20 protein-coding genes and 1 other annotated feature are annotated in these 17,568 nt (G+C 53.3%); of the genes, 9 read left to right on the top strand and 11 right to left on the bottom strand.

Features of this window, described 5'->3' with window-relative positions:
• Window positions 1-26: 26 nt before the first annotated feature.
• The 8 genes from ihfA to thrS form a co-directional block, all read right to left on the bottom strand.
• Window positions 27-326 (bottom strand): integration host factor subunit alpha, encoded by a 300-nt coding sequence (gene ihfA, locus L977_RS22385; RefSeq protein ID WP_003857805.1) that lies wholly within the window; start codon window positions 324-326, stop codon window positions 27-29.
• Between the two features lie 4 nt (window positions 327-330).
• A complete protein-coding gene (gene pheT / locus L977_RS22390; RefSeq protein WP_047626967.1) occupies window positions 331-2,718 on the bottom strand; it encodes a phenylalanine--tRNA ligase subunit beta in 2,388 nt (795 codons plus the stop codon).
• Window positions 2,719-2,733: 15 nt separating this feature from the next.
• The gene (gene pheS, locus L977_RS22395; RefSeq protein ID WP_010426091.1) at window positions 2,734-3,717 is read right to left on the bottom strand and encodes a phenylalanine--tRNA ligase subunit alpha; all 984 of its coding nucleotides are present in this window, start codon (window positions 3,715-3,717) and stop codon (window positions 2,734-2,736) included.
• 62 nt (window positions 3,718-3,779) lie between these two features.
• Window positions 3,780-3,904: a sequence feature (Phe leader region), on the bottom strand.
• Window positions 3,855-3,899 (bottom strand): pheST operon leader peptide PheM, encoded by a 45-nt coding sequence (pheM, locus tag L977_RS24620; protein WP_001386830.1) that lies wholly within the window; start codon window positions 3,897-3,899, stop codon window positions 3,855-3,857. It overlaps the preceding feature by 45 nt.
• A 117-nt stretch (window positions 3,905-4,021) precedes the next feature.
• Entirely contained in the window at window positions 4,022-4,378 is a 357-nt protein-coding gene (rplT, locus tag L977_RS22400) for a 50S ribosomal protein L20 (protein ID WP_000124850.1), read from the bottom strand.
• 50 nt (window positions 4,379-4,428) lie between these two features.
• Window positions 4,429-4,626, bottom strand: coding sequence for a 50S ribosomal protein L35 (gene rpmI / locus L977_RS22405; protein WP_001124225.1), 198 nt, complete (start codon window positions 4,624-4,626; stop codon window positions 4,429-4,431).
• A 97-nt stretch (window positions 4,627-4,723) separates the two neighbouring features.
• On the bottom strand, window positions 4,724-5,266 hold the full coding sequence (gene infC, locus L977_RS22410; RefSeq protein ID WP_059287945.1) for a translation initiation factor IF-3: 543 nt from the start codon (window positions 5,264-5,266) through the stop codon (window positions 4,724-4,726).
• A gap of 3 nt (window positions 5,267-5,269) precedes the next feature.
• Entirely contained in the window at window positions 5,270-7,198 is a 1,929-nt protein-coding gene (thrS, locus tag L977_RS22415; protein ID WP_014883490.1) for a threonine--tRNA ligase, read from the bottom strand.
• Window positions 7,199-7,519: 321 nt separating this feature from the next.
• On the opposite strand from thrS, the gene yncL reads away from it, so the two are divergent.
• Both yncL and yniD read left to right on the top strand, forming a co-directional pair.
• Window positions 7,520-7,612: a stress response membrane protein YncL gene (gene yncL / locus L977_RS24215; protein WP_071819746.1), complete on the top strand. Its 93-nt coding sequence runs from the start codon at window positions 7,520-7,522 to the stop codon at window positions 7,610-7,612.
• A 98-nt stretch (window positions 7,613-7,710) separates the two neighbouring features.
• Window positions 7,711-7,818 carry a small membrane protein YniD gene (gene yniD / locus L977_RS24625; RefSeq protein ID WP_008500658.1) on the top strand — a complete coding sequence of 36 codons (108 nt, stop codon included), beginning with the start codon at window positions 7,711-7,713 and terminating at the stop codon, window positions 7,816-7,818.
• A gap of 61 nt (window positions 7,819-7,879) precedes the next feature.
• Here yniD and L977_RS22420 read toward each other — a convergent pair whose 3' ends face one another.
• Window positions 7,880-8,638, bottom strand: a complete 759-nt coding sequence (locus L977_RS22420) for a DUF481 domain-containing protein (protein WP_014883489.1) — start codon at window positions 8,636-8,638, stop codon at window positions 7,880-7,882.
• A gap of 296 nt (window positions 8,639-8,934) precedes the next feature.
• Between L977_RS22420 and pfkB the strand changes: the two genes are divergently transcribed.
• The 3 genes from pfkB to L977_RS22435 all read left to right on the top strand — a co-directional run bounded on the left by pfkB (window position 8,935) and on the right by L977_RS22435 (window position 11,227).
• On the top strand, window positions 8,935-9,867 hold the full coding sequence (pfkB, locus tag L977_RS22425; protein ID WP_045135060.1) for a 6-phosphofructokinase II: 933 nt from the start codon (window positions 8,935-8,937) through the stop codon (window positions 9,865-9,867).
• Between the two features lie 103 nt (window positions 9,868-9,970).
• Window positions 9,971-10,261, top strand: coding sequence for a type V toxin-antitoxin system endoribonuclease antitoxin GhoS (gene ghoS / locus L977_RS22430; RefSeq protein WP_014883487.1), 291 nt, complete (start codon window positions 9,971-9,973; stop codon window positions 10,259-10,261).
• A 105-nt stretch (window positions 10,262-10,366) separates the two neighbouring features.
• Window positions 10,367-11,227, top strand: coding sequence for a fructosamine kinase family protein (locus L977_RS22435; RefSeq protein WP_047626968.1), 861 nt, complete (start codon window positions 10,367-10,369; stop codon window positions 11,225-11,227).
• A 36-nt stretch (window positions 11,228-11,263) separates the two neighbouring features.
• Here L977_RS22435 and L977_RS22440 read toward each other — a convergent pair whose 3' ends face one another.
• On the bottom strand, window positions 11,264-11,800 hold the full coding sequence (locus L977_RS22440) for a YniB family protein (protein ID WP_023332771.1): 537 nt from the start codon (window positions 11,798-11,800) through the stop codon (window positions 11,264-11,266).
• 148 nt (window positions 11,801-11,948) lie between these two features.
• Here L977_RS22440 and hxpB point away from each other — a divergent pair, with 148 nt between their 5' ends.
• From hxpB to tcyP, 3 genes are all read left to right on the top strand, one after another.
• Window positions 11,949-12,620, top strand: coding sequence for a hexitol phosphatase HxpB (gene hxpB, locus L977_RS22445; RefSeq protein ID WP_014883484.1), 672 nt, complete (start codon window positions 11,949-11,951; stop codon window positions 12,618-12,620).
• 100 nt (window positions 12,621-12,720) lie between these two features.
• Window positions 12,721-13,311: a metal-dependent hydrolase gene (locus L977_RS22450; protein ID WP_014883483.1), complete on the top strand. Its 591-nt coding sequence runs from the start codon at window positions 12,721-12,723 to the stop codon at window positions 13,309-13,311.
• Between the two features lie 127 nt (window positions 13,312-13,438).
• Window positions 13,439-14,830 carry a cystine/sulfocysteine:cation symporter gene (tcyP, locus tag L977_RS22455; RefSeq protein ID WP_014883482.1) on the top strand — a complete coding sequence of 464 codons (1,392 nt, stop codon included), beginning with the start codon at window positions 13,439-13,441 and terminating at the stop codon, window positions 14,828-14,830.
• 47 nt (window positions 14,831-14,877) lie between these two features.
• Here the strand turns inward: tcyP and cedA are convergent, their stop codons facing one another.
• Window positions 14,878-15,153, bottom strand: coding sequence for a cell division activator CedA (cedA, locus tag L977_RS22460; RefSeq protein ID WP_226862265.1), 276 nt, complete (start codon window positions 15,151-15,153; stop codon window positions 14,878-14,880).
• A 167-nt stretch (window positions 15,154-15,320) separates the two neighbouring features.
• Here cedA and katE point away from each other — a divergent pair.
• Window positions 15,321-17,568 (top strand): catalase HPII (gene katE / locus L977_RS22465; RefSeq protein WP_072034168.1); only part of this gene is annotated, 2,248 nt, incomplete at its 3' end.

A 17,568-nucleotide genomic window follows, 5' to 3' on the forward strand; every position in this document is an offset into this window, starting at 1 on the left:
TGGGCGGCCTTTTTGGTTAGTTCATATTACTCTGCTTTGGGCGTTGCGTTTTCGACACGGCTTTTTAACTTCTGGCCGGGTCTGAAGGTCACCACGCGGCGGGCTGTAATGGGAATATCTTCCCCCGTCTTCGGGTTACGGCCCGGACGTTGGTTTTTGTCTCGCAAATCAAAATTGCCAAAACCGGAGAGTTTTACCTGCTCACCATTTTCCAGAGCACGACGGATCTCTTCGAAAAACAGCTCTACCAGCTCTTTGGCATCCCGTTTGCTAAGCCCAAGCTTATCAAACAGATATTCTGACATTTCAGCTTTTGTAAGCGCCATAGGTTCAATCCCTCAATGATGCCTGGAATCGCTCTTTTAATGCCTCTACACATTTGGCGACGGTAGCGGCAATCTCCTCTTCTTCGAGTGTACGGCTGGTATCCTGAAGGATAAGGCTGATAGCGAGGCTCTTGAAACCTTCTGCTACGCCCTTGCCGCGGTACACGTCAAATAAGTTTACGCCAACTACCTGATTTACGCCAACTTTCTTACATTCGGCCAAAATATCTGCTGCGGGAACGTTTTCCGCGACCACAACCGCGATATCACGGCGGTTTGCCGGGAAGCGGGAGACGTCCTGCGCCTGAGGAATGACGCGGTCTGCAACCGGGCTCCACTCCAGCTCAAACACGATGGTACGGCCGTTCAGGTCCAGCTTACGCTCCAGCTCAGGATGAACAACACCAATGAAACCAATGCGTTTGCCGTCTAAATAGATCGCCGCACTCTGGCCCGGATGCAGGGCTGGAATCGCTTCTGCACGGAATTCAATTTCAGATAATTTACCGGTCAGATCCAGAATGGCTTCCAGATCGCCTTTCATATCGTAGAAATCAACCGTACCTTTTGCCAGGTCCCAGTGCTCTTCATAACGGTTGCCACTGATAGCACCAGCCAGCATGAGATCCTGACGGATGCCTAAATTTGCCTGATTATCCGGTACAAAGCGCAAACCGCTTTCGAAAATTCGCACGCGGTTTTGCTGGCGATTCTGGTTGTAAACGATAGTGCCCAGCAGTCCGGTCCACAGGGACAGACGCATTGCGGACATTTCGCTGGAGATTGGGCTTGGCAGGATCAACGCCTCCTCGCCCGGGTGGATCAGTTGCTGCAGCTTAGGATCAACAAAGCTGTAGGTGATCACTTCCTGGTAGCCTTTGTCGTTAAGCATGGTTTTCACACGCTTCAGGGACAGGTCGGCTTCACGATGGGTACCCATCACCAGACCGGCCTGAACGGGCTCGTCCGGGATGTTGTTGTAGCCGTATACGCGGGCCACTTCTTCCACCAGATCTTCTTCGATTTCCATGTCAAAACGCCAGGATGGCGCAACGGCTTTCCACTCGTCCTGACCTTCGGTCACTTCGCAGCCCAGACGCGTCAGAATGTCGGTCACCTGGGCATCGGCAACGTGATGACCAATCAGGCGATCGAGCTTGCTGCGGCGCAGGGTAATGGTTGCGCGTTTCGGCAGCGTCGCTTCGTGAGTGACATCGATAACCGGACCGGCTTCACCGCCGCAGATGTCGATCAGCAGGCGAGTCGCTCGCTCCATCGCTTTGTACTGCAGCGCAGGGTCAACGCCACGCTCGTAGCGGTGAGACGCATCGGTGTGCAGGCCATGACGGCGTGCGCGACCGGTGATAGAGAGCGGGCTGAAGAAGGCGCATTCCAGCAGGACGTTTTGCGTATCGTCATTTACCCCAGAGTGTTCGCCACCGAAGATACCGCCCATCGCCAGCGCTTTGCTGTGGTCAGCAATCACCAGCGTATCCGCGTTCAGCTTCGCTTCGGTGCCGTCAAGCAGAACCAGGGTTTCGCCCTCTTTTGCCATACGGACAACAATACCGCCTTCGATACGATCTTTATCGAACGCATGCATTGGCTGACCCAGTTCCAGCAGAACGTAGTTGGTGACGTCAACCACCGCGTCGATAGAGCGAATGCCGCAGCGGCGCAGTTTCTCTTTCATCCACAGTGGTGTTGGCGCTTTCACGTTGATGCCTTTTACCACGCGGCCGAGGTAGCGTGGGCAAGCATCCGCGGCGTCAACCTGAATAGGCAGTACGTCACTGATGGTCGCTTCTACCGGTACGATCTCCGGCGCGTTCAGTTCGGTCTGGTTCAGCACGGCCACGTCGCGCGCCACGCCGATGATACCTAAGCAATCAGCGCGGTTTGGCGTAACGCTGATCTCGATGGTGTTGTCATCAAGCTTCAGGTATTCGCGGATATCGGTGCCAATTGGCGCATCCAGCGGCAGTTCAATGATGCCGTTGTGATCGTCGGAAATACCCAGCTCGGAGAAGGAGCACAGCATACCTTCAGAAGGCTCACCGCGCAGTTTAGCCGCTTTAATTTTGAAATCACCCGGCAGTACCGCACCCACGGTTGCCACGGCGACTTTCAGGCCCTGACGGCAGTTTGGCGCACCGCAAACGATGTCCAGCAGGCGGTCGCCGCCGACATTCACTTTTGTCACGCGCAGTTTGTCGGCGTTCGGATGCTGGCCGCACTCGACCACTTCACCGACCACGACGCCGGTGAAGGCACCGGAAACCGGCTCAACGCCGTCAACTTCCAGGCCCGCCATGGTGATCTGGTCAGACAGCGCGTCGCTGTCCAGCGTGGTATTGACCCATTCGCGTAACCACAGTTCACTGAATTTCATTGTTCTGTCCTGCCCTTATTTAAACTGTTTGAGGAAACGCAGATCGTTTTCGAAGAATGCACGTAAATCGGTCACACCGTAACGCAGCATGGTCAGACGCTCCATGCCCATACCGAAGGCAAAGCCGGAGTACACCTCCGGATCGATACCGACGTTGCGCAGTACATTTGGATGCACCATGCCGCAACCCAGCACTTCCAGCCATTTGCCGTTTTTGCCCATCACGTCAACTTCCGCAGACGGTTCAGTGAACGGGAAGTAGGATGGACGGAAACGAACCTGCAGGTCTTCCTCAAAGAAGTTGTTCAGGAAATCGTGCAGCGTGCCCTTCAGGTTGGTGAAGCTGATGTTTTTATCAACAATCAGACCTTCCATCTGGTGGAACATTGGGGTATGGGTCTGATCGTAATCGTTACGATAGACGCGACCCGGCGCGATGATGCGGATTGGCGGTTCCTGATCCTTCATGGTACGGATCTGTACGCCAGAGGTCTGGGTACGCAGCAGACGCGTGGCGTCAAACCAGAAAGTGTCGTGGTCAGCGCGTGCCGGATGATGGCCAGGAATATTCAGGGCATCGAAGTTGTGATAATCATCTTCAATTTCCGGGCCAGTCGCCACAGTAAAGCCGAGCTCACCGAAGAAACTTTCAATGCGATCGATGGTACGGGTAACCGGATGCAGCCCCCCGTTTTCGATACGGCGACCCGGCAGAGAAACGTCGATCGTCTCTGCGGCCAGGCGCGCATTCAGCACCGCGCTTTCCAGCTCGGCTTTACGCGCGTTCAGTGCCTGCTGCACCTGCTCTTTAGCTTCGTTAATCACCGCACCCGCTGCCGGGCGTTCTTCTGGCGGCAGTTCACGCAGGGTTGTCATTTGAAGGGTCAGGTGCCCTTTCTTCCCAAGATATTCGACGCGGACATTGTCTAACGCGGCAACATCTGAGGCCTGATTAATGGCGGCTGTTGCACTGGCAACCAGCTCTGCGAGATGTGACATGATTTTCCTCATTATGTCGGTGCAGACACCGATTTGGTGGAGTTATTCTCTCAAATTCAGATACAAAAAAAGCCTCCATCGGGAGGCTTATCTGGCGCTGTTTTTCGTTTCATCTTTCACGCGCTAGCCTCCTGGAGTCAGGTGCTAAAGTAAAAGAAGAAGCGGAAAATAGCAGCATTCATGCTTGCGTTACCTTGTTGGGTAAAAACCGTTGAGAACTTATTGAAAAGCCTGCACGGATAAATGTCAATCTTCTGATGGTGTTAAATGAAAAGAGGAGGCAAAGCCCCCTCTCTCAACTGGCTTATGCCAGTGCTGCTTTCGCTTTTTCGACCAGAGCGGTGAACGCTACTTTGTCGAATACTGCGATGTCAGCCAGGATCTTACGGTCGATTTCAACAGAGGCTTTTTTCAGGCCGTTGATGAATTTGCTGTAAGAAATACCGTTCTGACGTGCTGCTGCGTTGATACGCGCAATCCACAGTTGACGGAACTGACGCTTACGCTGACGACGGTCACGGTAAGCGTACTGACCTGCTTTGATAACAGCCTGGAAGGCAACGCGGTATACGCGTGAACGCGCACCGTAGTAGCCTTTAGCTTGTTTCAAAATTTTCTTGTGACGTGCACGTGCAATTACACCACGTTTTACGCGAGCCATGTGTGCTCTCCTGTATCTATTCTAAGTTAAAAAAGTTAAACGTTAACGACTTATGCGTACGGCAGGCACGCGATTACCAGGCCCAGATCGCCTTTAGAAACCATGGCTTTTGGACGCAGGTGACGTTTACGCTTGGTAGCTTTCTTAGTCAGAATGTGACGCAGGTTAGCGTGCTTGTGCTTAAAACCACCTTTACCGGTTTTTTTGAAGCGCTTAGCAGCACCGCGTACGGTCTTAATTTTTGGCATTTTAATAACTTCCACTTCGCATTGTTAAATAAACGAAACATAGGCGAACAAAACCTATGAAACCCGAAGGCTCCACAGATTTTGCTGCTTGAAGGCCTTACTGTTTCTTCTTAGGAGCGAGCACCATGATCATCTGGCGGCCTTCGATCTTCGTAGGGAAGGATTCGACTACTGCCAGTTCACTCAGATCTTCACGGACGCGGTTAAGCACTTCCATACCGATCTGTTGGTGGGCCATTTCACGACCGCGGAAACGCAGTGTGATCTTGGCCTTATCGCCATCTTCCAGAAAGCGAATCAGGCTGCGGAGTTTTACCTGATAATCGCCATCGTCGGTACCAGGACGGAATTTGATTTCCTTAACCTGGATAACTTTTTGCTTCTTCTTCTGTTCCTTAGAAGACTTACTCTTTTCATAAAGGAACTTGCCGTAGTCCATGATACGACAAACTGGCGGTTCGGCGTTAGGGCTGATTTCAACTAAATCTACTCCAGCTTCTTCAGCCTTTTCGATTGCTTCTCTCAGACTCACAATCCCCAGCTGCTCGCCTTCCAGACCTGTTAAGCGAACTTCCTGGGCGCGAATCTCGCCATTGATACGATTCGGACGTGCCGTTTGAACTCGTTTTCCGCCTTTAATACCTTATTCCTCCAGTTGTTGAAGACTGCGGCTGCGAATCTCTTGTTGCAGCTTCTCAATCACTTCACTTACGTCCAGGCTGCCCAGGTCTTTACCACGGCGGGTGCGAACGGCAACTTTGCCTGCTTCCACCTCTTTATCACCACAGACCAACATATACGGGACACGACGTAAAGTGTGCTCGCGGATTTTAAAGCCAATCTTCTCATTTCTCAAGTCTGCTTTTACGCGAATGCCCGCATTTTGTAGTTTCTGCGTCAATTCTTTAACGTAATCTGCCTGAGAATCGGTAATGTTCATCACCACTACCTGCACTGGCGCAAGCCAGGTTGGGAAGAAGCCCGCGAACTCTTCGGTCAGGATGCCGATGAAGCGCTCCAGTGAACCGAGGATTGCACGGTGAATCATAACCGGTACCTGACGTTCGTTGTCTTCGCCAACATAAGAGGCGCTTAAACGCTGCGGCAGGGAGAAGTCCAGCTGTACAGTACCGCACTGCCAAGCTCTGTCGAGACAGTCATACAGGGTAAATTCAATTTTCGGACCGTAGAATGCGCCCTCGCCCAGCTGGTATTCGAACGGAATACCGTTCTCTTCCAGCGCCACGGCGAGATCCGCTTCTGCGCGATCCCATGTCTCATCGCTACCGATACGTTTTTCCGGACGCGTTGAGAGTTTGACCACGATCTTCTCGAAGCCAAAGGTGCTGTACATATCGTAGACCATACGAATACAGGCGTTAACTTCATCACGAACCTGATCTTCAGTACAGAAGATATGCGCATCATCCTGAGTAAAGCCACGAACACGCATCAGACCGTGCAGCGCACCTGATGGCTCGTTGCGGTGGCAGCTACCGAACTCCGCCATACGCAGCGGCAGGTCACGGTAGGATTTCAGACCTTGGTTGAAGATCTGAACGTGGCCCGGGCAGTTCATTGGCTTAATGCAGTATTCACGGTTCTCGGATGAGGTGGTGAACATCGCATCTTTGTAGTTGTCCCAGTGGCCGGTTTTTTCCCACAGCACACGGTCCATCATGAACGGGCCTTTTACTTCCTGGTACTGGTACTCTTTCAGCTTGGAGCGTACGAACGTTTCCAGTTCACGGAAGATGGTCCAGCCGTCGTTATGCCAGAATACCATACCCGGCGCTTCTTCCTGCATGTGATACAGGTCAAGCTGTTTACCTATTTTACGGTGGTCACGCTTCGCCGCTTCTTCCAGGCGCTGCAGATAGGCGTTCAGGGCTTTTTTATCGGCCCATGCGGTACCATAAATACGCTGCAACATTTTGTTGTTGCTGTCGCCACGCCAGTAGGCGCCTGCGATCTTCATCAGTTTAAAGTGATGACAGAAACGCATATTCGGCACGTGCGGTCCACGGCACATGTCGATGTATTCTTCGTGATGGTACAAGCCTGGCTTGTCATCATGAGAGATGTTCTCGTCAAGAATAGAGACTTTATAGCTCTCGCCACGCTTGACGAAGGTTTCACGCGCTTCGTGCCAGCTGACTTTCTTCTTGATGACGTCATAGTTCGTTTCGGCGAGCTCGTGCATACGTTTTTCGAGCGCGTCGATATCTTCCTGGGTCAGGGTGTGGTCAAGGTCAACGTCATAGTAGAAACCGTTGTCGATAACCGGACCAATCGCCATTTTGGTGTTTGGCCACAGCTGCTTGATAGCATGACCTAACAGGTGCGCACAGGAGTGACGAATGATCTCCAGACCTTCTTCGTCTTTCGCGGTGATGATTGCAAGCGTCGCATCGTTTTCAATCAGATCGGACGCATCAACCAGCTCACCGTTCACACGGCCGGCGATGGTCGCTTTCGCGAGGCCAGGACCGATATCCAGGGCAACATCCATTGGGCTAACAGCGCGGTCGAAATGGCGTTGGCTGCCATCAGGAAGAGTAATTACAGGCATTTTATATCCTTATTTGCAGTGATGCCCCACACATAAGAGCATATACAAAGAAAATAATCGTGATTAAACAGTAGATTACGAAACATCTGACCAACAATCGTCAAATTGGTTCGTTATCCTGCACCTGCCGAATTCAGATAAATGCGGGTTTACGGCAAGGGACTTAATGTTAACACTAACAGCAAGGGGATTGCACCCTCTGCTGCCACAATGAAGGACTGGCATGTTGCAGATAGTTGCAGATTGCGTCTCTCTGGCACTCGCATTTCGCCGATGCTGAGCTAACTTTGAACAGGCCTTTAAAATCCACAGGTGCTTACCATGAACGTATCCAGTAGAACGGTAGTGATATTAAATATCCTGTCAGCAACCGGTTTATTGTTGATTCTCGCCGATCGATTCCACTGGTTCTGAGCTGAACCCCACACCGGCATAACCCGATTGCTTCCGGGAAGGGGCATATTTCGGCCCCGTTTGATAGACTATGCGTATCAACGGACAAGGATTAGGTTATGCCAACAAAACGATTTGCCGTAAAACACTGGAAAATGGTGCTGGTGCTGATTGCCATCTGCGGCGCGATGCTGCTACTTCGTTGGGCGGCAATGATTTGGGGTTAGAGAATCAGAAGGGACGTCTGGCAGAAATGAGAAACGGGCCGATATTTTCGGCCCGCCATGATTACATTCTATAACCCAGTGAAACGGTGGTTCTGCGATCGGTATGTTCAGGCGCGCTTGCTGGTGGTGAAGAGTTCCAGGTCACGTTGTAGGCCACTTTCAAACCGAAGTGTTCATTGATAGCCACGTTCAGGGCACTTTCAGAGTTCAGCGTTGTATCCTCGGCACCAAACACAGACACACCCTGAGTGAATTTGGTGTTATCGGTCATCTGCCATGCGTAGGTACCTGACGCATAACCCAGCGGCTGGGTTTCATCTTCGCCGTTGGTGTACTCGTCGTAGCGAACACCAGGACCGAATTCAAAACGGAAGCTGTGTACAGGCCCATTCAGGAACTGACGACCATAACCCGTCGTGAATACATCACGCTGGCGATAGCCATTATAACGGTCGGTTAACCAGCTTGCCTGACCGAATATGTAGTCATAGTCGGTCATGTTGTAACGGCTACGTCCACCTGCCGCATATTTCTCGGAAGAGCGTTCATCGTTAGCGGACGTGTTGCTGGCATTCCCCCACAGCGACCATGCTGTGGTATTACCGTACCAGGTCAGGGTGCTGTCCGCCGTCAGAGAAGAGCTTTTTGTGTTACCTGATTGCGCGAGATACCCGGCATTCAGATTACCTTCGAAGGGTTTTTTGGCAGTGGAGGGATCGTCCATGACAGTAAAAACGGTGTCATCGGCGGTTGCATTCAGTGATGCAAATACGCCACCCGCCAGCATCAGTGCTGCGGGTACTGTCTTCAAAAGCTTCATTTTATTTAAGGAGTCCGTACAACAAAAAAAGAGACCACCACGGTCTCGGAAACTTTCTTGAGGATCAATGACAAGGCGTCCAGAGAAAGGTAACAAATTATAAAAAGGCGCAAATAACATAGCAATATTTTCTTATTTCATTTTTTGAATAAGAACGATCCCAAAGCGCGTTTTATTTTATATATCTTTTATCACGCTTGTTTCAGCATTCATTTTTAAAATCATACTGTTATTTACATTGCCTTCCTGTCGATCGGTGCCAGGCTTAAAAGAACCCATACTAAAAGGAGGTTATGATGGCTTCTATTTATACGCTGACGCTCTCCCCTTCCCTCGACTCCGCGACTATCACCCCGCACATTTACCCTGAAGGTAAACTACGCTGTAGCGCCCCTGTGTTTGAGCCGGGCGGCGGCGGCATTAACGTGGCGCGCGCCATTACCCATCTTGGCGGTAAAGCCACCGCCATATTCCCTGCCGGGGGTGCCACGGGGGAACATCTGGTCTCTTTGCTGGCGGATGAACAGGTTGCCGTAGACACCGTAGCGGCCCAGGACTGGACCCGGCAGAATCTGCATGTCCACGTCGAATCCAGTGGGGAGCAGTATCGTTTCGTGATGCCGGGCGCCAGACTGAGCGATGATGAGTTTCGTCAACTGGAAGAGAAGGTACTGACCATTGAAAGCGGCTCACTGCTGGTTATCAGCGGTAGTCTGCCGCCAGGCGTCAAAACGGAAAAGCTAACGGCGCTGGTTAAGGCAGTGCTTCAGCGTGGTATCCGCTGCATCGTCGACAGCTCAGGTGAAGCCCTGCAGGCAGCGTTAGTCCCCGGGCAGCTTGAACTCGTTAAACCTAACCAGAAAGAGCTTAGCGCGCTTGTGAATCGTGAACTTAACCAGCCTGATGACGTGCGCACCGCCGCAGAAGAACTGGTTCGCAGCGGCAAAGCGCACCGCGTGGTCGTCTCTCTCGGTCCTCAGGGAGCACTGGCTGTCGACAAGACGGGCTTTGTGCAGGTTGTGCCGCCGCCCATGAAAAGCCAGAGTACCGTGGGTGCGGGCGACAGCATGGTCGGCGCGATGGCGCTAAAACTGGCGCAGGGTGCTTCTCTTCTGGAAATGACGCGTTATGGCGTCGCGGCGGGGAGTGCCGCCACCATTAATCAGGGGACGCGGCTGTGTTCGCTTGCCGATACGCAGAAAATCGTCGATTACCTTTCAAAAGACTGACCTCTATTCCCCTTCCCAATCGAAGGGGAATTTACCTTAAAGTCGCCAAATATGGCATATCGACTATGCTAAAAAAACTTTCAGAATAACAACGAGGTGAATTATGAGCAGTGGTGATATCACCCGCTATGTCGCAACCATCAATCTTCGTGAAGCGTCACTGACCGAGCTGAACGAGCTCAATAACGCCTTTACTCGCGCGAATTTTCTGCTCACGCTGACGGACGATGACGGCCATATTCATGATTTAGGCACGCTGACATTTGGTTTGATCGCGGCCCTGAGTGAAGAAGACGTTCACGCCCTGGCCGCCAGCCTGGTGGAAAGTGTGACCGACAAGCCCGCCGACATCACCGTGGAAACGTGGGAAAGCTGGCACAAAAAAGAACAATAAGTGCGCTGCATGAATTTAAACCGCTCAGGTGTGCGTTAGTTCGTATTTTTTTACCGCAATTATGCGCTAACTTTATGATCTGGCAGACAACATGGGAGAGTCAACATGTGGCAGGCTATCAGTCATCTTTTAAGTGAGCAACTGGGTGAAGGTGAAATTGAACTGCGTAACGAACTGCCAGGCGGAGAGATCCACGCCGCGTGGCATTTACGCTACGCAGGACGCGATCTTTTCGTGAAGTGTGATGAGCGAGAACTGCTCCCGATATTCACCGCTGAAGCCGACCAGCTGGAACTGTTGTCTCGCAGTAAAACGGTGACAGTACCGCAGGTGCTGGCTCTGGGCAGCGACCGGGACTACAGTTTCCTGGTCATGGACTATCTCCCTCCCCGCCCGCTGGATGCCCATAACGCCTTCATTCTCGGGCAACAGCTCGCGCGACTGCACCAGTGGAGCGACCAGCCCCAGTTTGGGCTCGATTTTGACAACGACCTTTCCACTACCCCACAGCCCAACGCCTGGCAGCGTCGGTGGTCGACGTTTTTTGCCGAACAGCGCATCGGATGGCAGCTTGAACTGGCCGCCGAAAAAGGGCTGGAATTTGGCAATATTGATGCCATCGTTGAGCATGTACAACAGCGCCTGGCCACCCATCAGCCGCAGGCATCTCTACTGCACGGCGATTTATGGTCCGACAACTGCGCGCTGGGTCCCAACGGCCCCTATATCTTCGACCCGGCCTGCTACTGGGGTGACAGAGAGTGCGATCTGGCCATGCTGCCCCTGCATCCAGAGCAGCCCCCGCAAATATATGATGGCTATCAGTCAGTCTCCCCTCTGCCGTCCGATTTTCTCGAGCGCCAACCGGTGTATCAGCTTTATACGCTGATGAACCGCGCTATCCTTTTTGGCGGGCAGCATCTGGTCAACGCCCAGCGTGCGCTTGAACGCGTACTTGCGGCATAGGGACAAATCGGGTGGCCGTGCCGCCACCCTCATATGTCAGAGAAAACCCAGCAGTGAGAAGAAGAAGTATCCCGCCACAATGATGATAATGGGGAGAATATAGAGCGGGAAAATTTGCAGGAAAATGGTGTGACGCGGTACCACAATGCGGGATTCAATCTGCTCCCGGCTCATTCCTTCCGGGCCTTTCGCCTGTTCCAGAATTAACTGATCCTCGACGCCTTCGCGCAGAAAACGGGTCTGGCGACTCATCCGCGCGCCGGATGCCTGTAACGCCATGGCAATAAAAATCAACGCATAGATAACCCAGAACCCAATATTAAGCTGCTGGTGAAAATCCGGCGTTGGCGAGTTGAACCAGAAAACATTCAGGAACGGGGTGTTGAACCGCATCATCTCAATCATGACATGCGCAAAATCAAGCATGACGGCATTAATGCCTGGCTGTTTTTCGCTGTGATCGTACATAAATTTGAGCACAGAAATCAGCGTAGAGATGACGGCGGGAATAAAAATCACCCAGCCAGCAATACGTTTTAAGACAGCAATGCGTCCAGCTTGTTGATACGTCATCAGTTCCTCTTCATAAAGACGCGTTATTTGTGGCTAAGTCTACCTGCTGGACAGCATTTTCGCCCGATCTTTGAAAGCAATATGCTAAATTGCTAAGTGTGCTTAGCACTTATCGTCTGTCGAACACCCTGGATAAGGAGACGTTGTGATGTCGACACCGCGCCAGATACTTGCCGCTATTTTTGACATGGATGGATTACTGATTGATTCCGAGCCGTTGTGGGATCGCGCCGAGCTGGACGTGATGGCCAGCCTGGGCGTTGATATCAGCCGCCGTAATGAACTTCCCGACACGCTGGGCCTGCGCATTGATATGGTCGTAGACCTCTGGTACGCCCACCAGCCGTGGAGTGGCCCAGATCGCGACGAAGTCACCGCGCGCATTATCAGCCGCGCCATCGCGCTGGTGGAGGAGAACAAGCCGCTATTGCCTGGCGTGCGTGAAGCGGTCGCGTTGTGTAAGGCTCAGGGGCTGAAGGTGGGCCTGGCCTCCGCTTCACCGCTGCATATGCTGGAAAAAGTGCTCATTATGTTTGAGCTGCGCGACAGTTTTGACGCCCTGGCGTCAGCTGAAAAATTGCCCTACAGCAAACCGCACCCGCAGGTCTATATGGACTGTGCCGCTAAGCTGGGTCTTGATCCGCTTACCTGTGTCGCGCTGGAAGATTCCGTTAACGGCATGGTCGCGTCCAAAGCCGCACGTATGCGCTCCATTGTGGTTCCGGCAGAGGAAGGCCGCCACGATCCCCGTTTTGCCCTTGCCGATGTGAAGCTTAATTCGCTGACAGAACTCACGGCGCATCACCTTAAGGGCGGCTAACAACATGCTCCATTTGTGACAAACAGTTACACCGTCACCTCTTCCGCCTACTGTATAAAAACCCTATACTGTATGAATTGACAGTTTCGTGGGTTTTATCATGACGGCGGAAGGCCACCTCCTTTTTTCCATAGCGTGCGCAGTATTTGCCAAAAACGCTGAACTCACTCCCGTGCTCGCACAGGGGGACTGGTGGCATATTGTCCCTTCCGCCGTATTGACCTGTCTGCTGCCCGATATTGATCATCCCAAATCATTTCTTGGACAACGCCTGAAGTGGGTATCGAAACCCATCGCCCGCGCGTTCGGCCACCGGGGGTTTACGCACAGCCTGCTGGCCGTTTTTGGGCTGCTTACCCTTTTTTATTTAAAAGTGCCCGAAAGCTGGATCGTCCCTGCTGATGCCATTCAGGGGATGGTGCTCGGCTACTTAAGCCATATTCTTGCCGATATGCTGACGCCCGCTGGCGTTCCACTTCTCTGGCCGTGTCGCTGGCGCTTTCGTTTTCCCATCCTTGCGCCACAGAAAGGGAACCAGCTTGAGCGCGTATTGTGCATGGCGCTCTTCGCTTACGCCGTCTGGATGCCACAGACCTTGCCCGAAAACAGTGCAGTGCGCTGGTCTTCGCAGATGATCAATTCGCTGCAATTTCAGTTCAATCGCTTTATTCATCACCAGATTGAACAGTAAACCAACAAAATCATTCCGTTTGTCATAAACCATTCCATTTGGATATAAGCGCGACATCACACTTCTGCTAACCTTCCGCCAACAGGATCGGGAAAAACCGATCCCATAATAAATCAGGAGAACGGGGATGAATTTTCCACTCATCGCGAACGTTGTTGTGTTCGTTGTATTGCTATTGCTTCTCGCGCAGACGCGCCACAAACAGTGGAGCCTGGCGAAAAAAGTGCTGGTTGGTCTGGCCATGGGTGTCGTATTTGGTCTGGCGTTGCAGGCGATTTATGGCTCCGATAATCCAGTTCTGAAAGACTCTATTCAGTGGTTCAACATTGTCGGCAACGGCTATGTCCAGCTGCTGCAGATGATCGTGATGCCGCTGGTGTTCGCCTCTATTCTGAGTGCCGTTGCCCGCCTGCATAACGCCACTCAACTGGGTAAAATCAGTTTTCTGACCATTGGTACCCTGCTGTTTACCACGCTGATCGCCGCGCTGGTGGGTGTGCTGGTAACCAACCTGTTTGGCCTGACGGCCGAAGGTCTGGTGCAGGGCACGGCTGAAACAGCACGCCTGACCGCGATTCAAACCAACTACGTGGGTAAAGTGGCCGATCTGACGGTTCCGCAGATGGTGCTCTCCTTCATTCCGAAGAACCCGTTTGCTGACCTGACCGGCGCCAGCCCAACGTCCATCATCAGCGTGGTGATCTTCGCGGCATTCCTCGGTGTGGCCGCACTGAAGCTGCTGAAAGACGATGCGCCGAAAGGCGAGCGTGTGCTGACGGCGATTGATACCCTGCAAAGCTGGGTGATGAAGCTGGTGCGTCTGGTCATGCAGCTGACGCCATACGGCGTGCTGGCGCTTATGACCAAAGTGGTTGCGGGCTCTAACCTGCAGGACATCATTAAGCTGGGCAGTTTTGTCGTCGCCTCTTATCTGGGCCTGGGCATCATGTTCGTGGTGCACGGTATCCTGCTGGGCGTGAACGGCGTCAGCCCGCTGAAATACTTCCGCAAAGTCTGGCCGGTACTGACCTTTGCCTTCACCAGCCGCTCCAGCGCCGCGTCTATTCCTCTGAACGTTGAAGCGCAGACCCGTCGCCTGGGCGTGCCAGAATCTATCGCCAGCTTCTCTGCGTCCTTTGGTGCCACCATCGGTCAGAACGGCTGTGCGGGTCTCTACCCGGCGATGCTGGCGGTGATGGTTGCCCCGACCGTGGGTATCAACCCGCTGGATCCGGTCTGGATCGCCACGCTGGTCGGCATTGTGACCATCAGTTCCGCCGGTGTTGCCGGTGTTGGTGGCGGCGCAACCTTCGCTGCGCTGATTGTGCTGCCTGCACTGGGTCTGCCAGTGACGCTGGTCGCGCTGCTGATCTCCGTTGAACCGCTGATCGACATGGGTCGTACCGCGCTGAACGTGAGCGGCTCCATGACCGCCGGTACGCTGACCAGCCAGTGGCTGAAGCAGACCGACAAAGCCATTCTGGAAAGTGAAGACGACGCCGAACTGGCGCACCGGTAATCGCCGGGAAATAAAAAAACCGCCTGATGGCGGTTTTTTTATGGCTGTTATTCTTCAACCTCTTCATCCTGGCGGATTTGCACCGCCCATCGCTGGGCAGACTCCGGCACGGAAAACGTCGGCGATCGACGGAAATGCTCCCCCATCAGGACAAACGCCACATATTTACCACGAAGCTGCCAGACATCACGAAAACCCTCCACTTTCAGGGCATGGTCAGGCGGCGCGGGTTCCACGCGGGGCACATAGCTAATAACCTGGCGGTTTTGTTGACGAAGAGGTTTCATAAGCGACGGGTTCACTAAAGCAAATTCTTGAAGCAGCAAAATTCTATGATAGCCGATTCTGCTCCCTTCCGTCGCGCTCCGAATGGCTGAGAGGGCTCCTTTCGTTAAGGGCGGCATGTGAAAATTCTTAGTTCGCGAGCTATCTCACGACATTGTTCTATCCTTAATAGGGTTTTTAGCAATGGATAAAGGAGAAGCGTGCAATGTCGAACAAAGATAATACACATCAATCACCGATTCATGGCACTGAAGAATCTCAACCGGGTATGGACTCTCTCGCCCCTGCTGACGGCTCTCACCGCCCCTCGCCAGGCCCTTCCGCCCCCGGCGAACAGCCTACCGCACCGGGAAGCATGAAATCGCCGGACACCGGGAACGAGAAGCTGAAATCGCTTGAGCCACACCGTAAAGGTGGTGAAGGTTTTGCACTCACGACCAATCAGGGCGTGCGCATTGCTGACGATCAAAACTCTCTTCGCGCCGGCTCGCGCGGCCCCACCCTGCTGGAAGACTTTATCCTGCGGGAAAAAATTACTCATTTCGACCACGAGCGAATTCCGGAACGTATCGTTCACGCGCGAGGCTCGGCTGCGCATGGCTACTTCCAGCCGTACAAGAGCCTGAAAGCAATCACCAAAGCAGATTTCCTCTCCGACCCGGATAAAATTACCCCGGTGTTTGTCCGATTCTCCACCGTCCAGGGGGGCGCGGGTTCAGCAGACACGGTGCGTGATATTCGCGGTTTCGCCACCAAGTTTTATACCGAAGAGGGTATTTTTGATCTGGTGGGCAATAACACCCCGGTGTTTTTCATTCAGGATGCGCATAAATTTCCTGACTTTGTCCATGCGGTAAAACCGGAGCCCCACTGGGCCATACCGCAGGGACAAAGTGCGCACGACACCTTTTGGGACTATATCTCTCTGCAACCTGAAACGTTACACAACGTGATGTGGGCGATGTCTGACCGGGGTATTCCGCGCAGCTATCGCACGATGGAGGGGTTTGGTATTCACACCTTCCGTATGATTAACGCGGAAGGAAAAGCCACGTTCGTCCGGTTCCACTGGAAGCCGGTGGCGGGCAAAGCCTCGCTGGTGTGGGATGAGGCGCAGAAGCTGACCGGGCGCGATCCAGACTTCCATCGTCGTGAGCTGTGGGAGTCCATTGAAGCCGGAGATTTCCCTGAATATGAACTGGGCCTGCAGCTCATTCCGGAAGAGGACGAATTTAAGTTTGATTTCGACCTTCTTGACCCGACCAAATTGATCCCCGAGGAGCTGGTGCCGGTTCAACTGGTGGGGAAAATGGTGCTCAACCGCAACCCGGATAATTTCTTTGCCGAGAACGAGCAGGCCGCGTTCCACCCGGGGCATATCGTGCCGGGACTGGATTTCACCAACGATCCGCTCTTACAGGGACGTTTGTTCTCGTACACCGATACGCAGATCAGCCGCCTTGGCGGGCCGAACTTCCACGAAATTCCAATTAACCGTCCGACCTGCCCGTACCACAATTTCCAGCGCGACGGGATGCATCGTCAGGATATTGATACCAATCCGGCTAACTACGAGCCTAACTCGATCAACGATAACTGGCCGCGCGAAACACCGCCAGGCCCGAAACGCGGAGGTTTTGAGTCGTACCAGGAGCGTATCGATGGCAACAAAATTCGCGAGCGCAGCCCTTCCTTCGGCGAGTATTACGCCCATCCTCGCCTCTTCTGGAACAGCCAGACGCCGATTGAGCAGCAGCACATCATCGGTGGCTTTAGCTTCGAGTTGAGTAAGGTGGTGCGCACCTACATCCGCGAGCGCGTGGTCGATCAGCTTGCGCACATTGATATTCAGCTCGCCCAGAGCGTGGCGGATAACCTGGGTATTACCCTGACCGACGAGCAGCGCAACCTTGCTCCGCCAAAAGAGGTCAACGGCGTGAAGAAAGATCCGTCGCTGAGTCTGTATGCGGTGCCAGGTGGCTCAATTAAAGGCCGCGTGGTCGCCATCCTGCTGAACGATAAAACCCGGGCCAGTGACGTACTGGGCATTATGCAGGCGCTGAAAACCCAGGGCGTACACGCCAAACTGCTTTATTCCCGAATGGGTGAAGTGACGGCTGATGACGGTTCCGTGCTGCCGGTGGCTGCGACCTTTGCCGGGGCACCCTCGCTGACCGTCGATGCGGTGATTGTGCCGTGCGGGGATATTGCCAGCCTGTTGAACAACGGTGACGCCGTCTATTACCTGCTGGAAGCTTATAAGCACCTGAAACCGATCGCGTTGTCCGGCGATGCGCGTCAGTTTAAATCCCAGCTGAAGGTTGCCGAGCAAGGTGAGGACGGCATTGTCGAGGGCGATAACGTGGACGACGCCTTTATGACGACGCTGTTTGACCTGCTCGCCGCGCACCGCGTCTGGTCACGCAGCAGTAAGATTGACCAGATCCATGTTC

The sequence above is a fragment of the Enterobacter sp. ZOR0014 genome (assembly GCF_000798855.1).
GTDB lineage: Bacteria > Pseudomonadota > Gammaproteobacteria > Enterobacterales > Enterobacteriaceae > Enterobacter > Enterobacter kobei.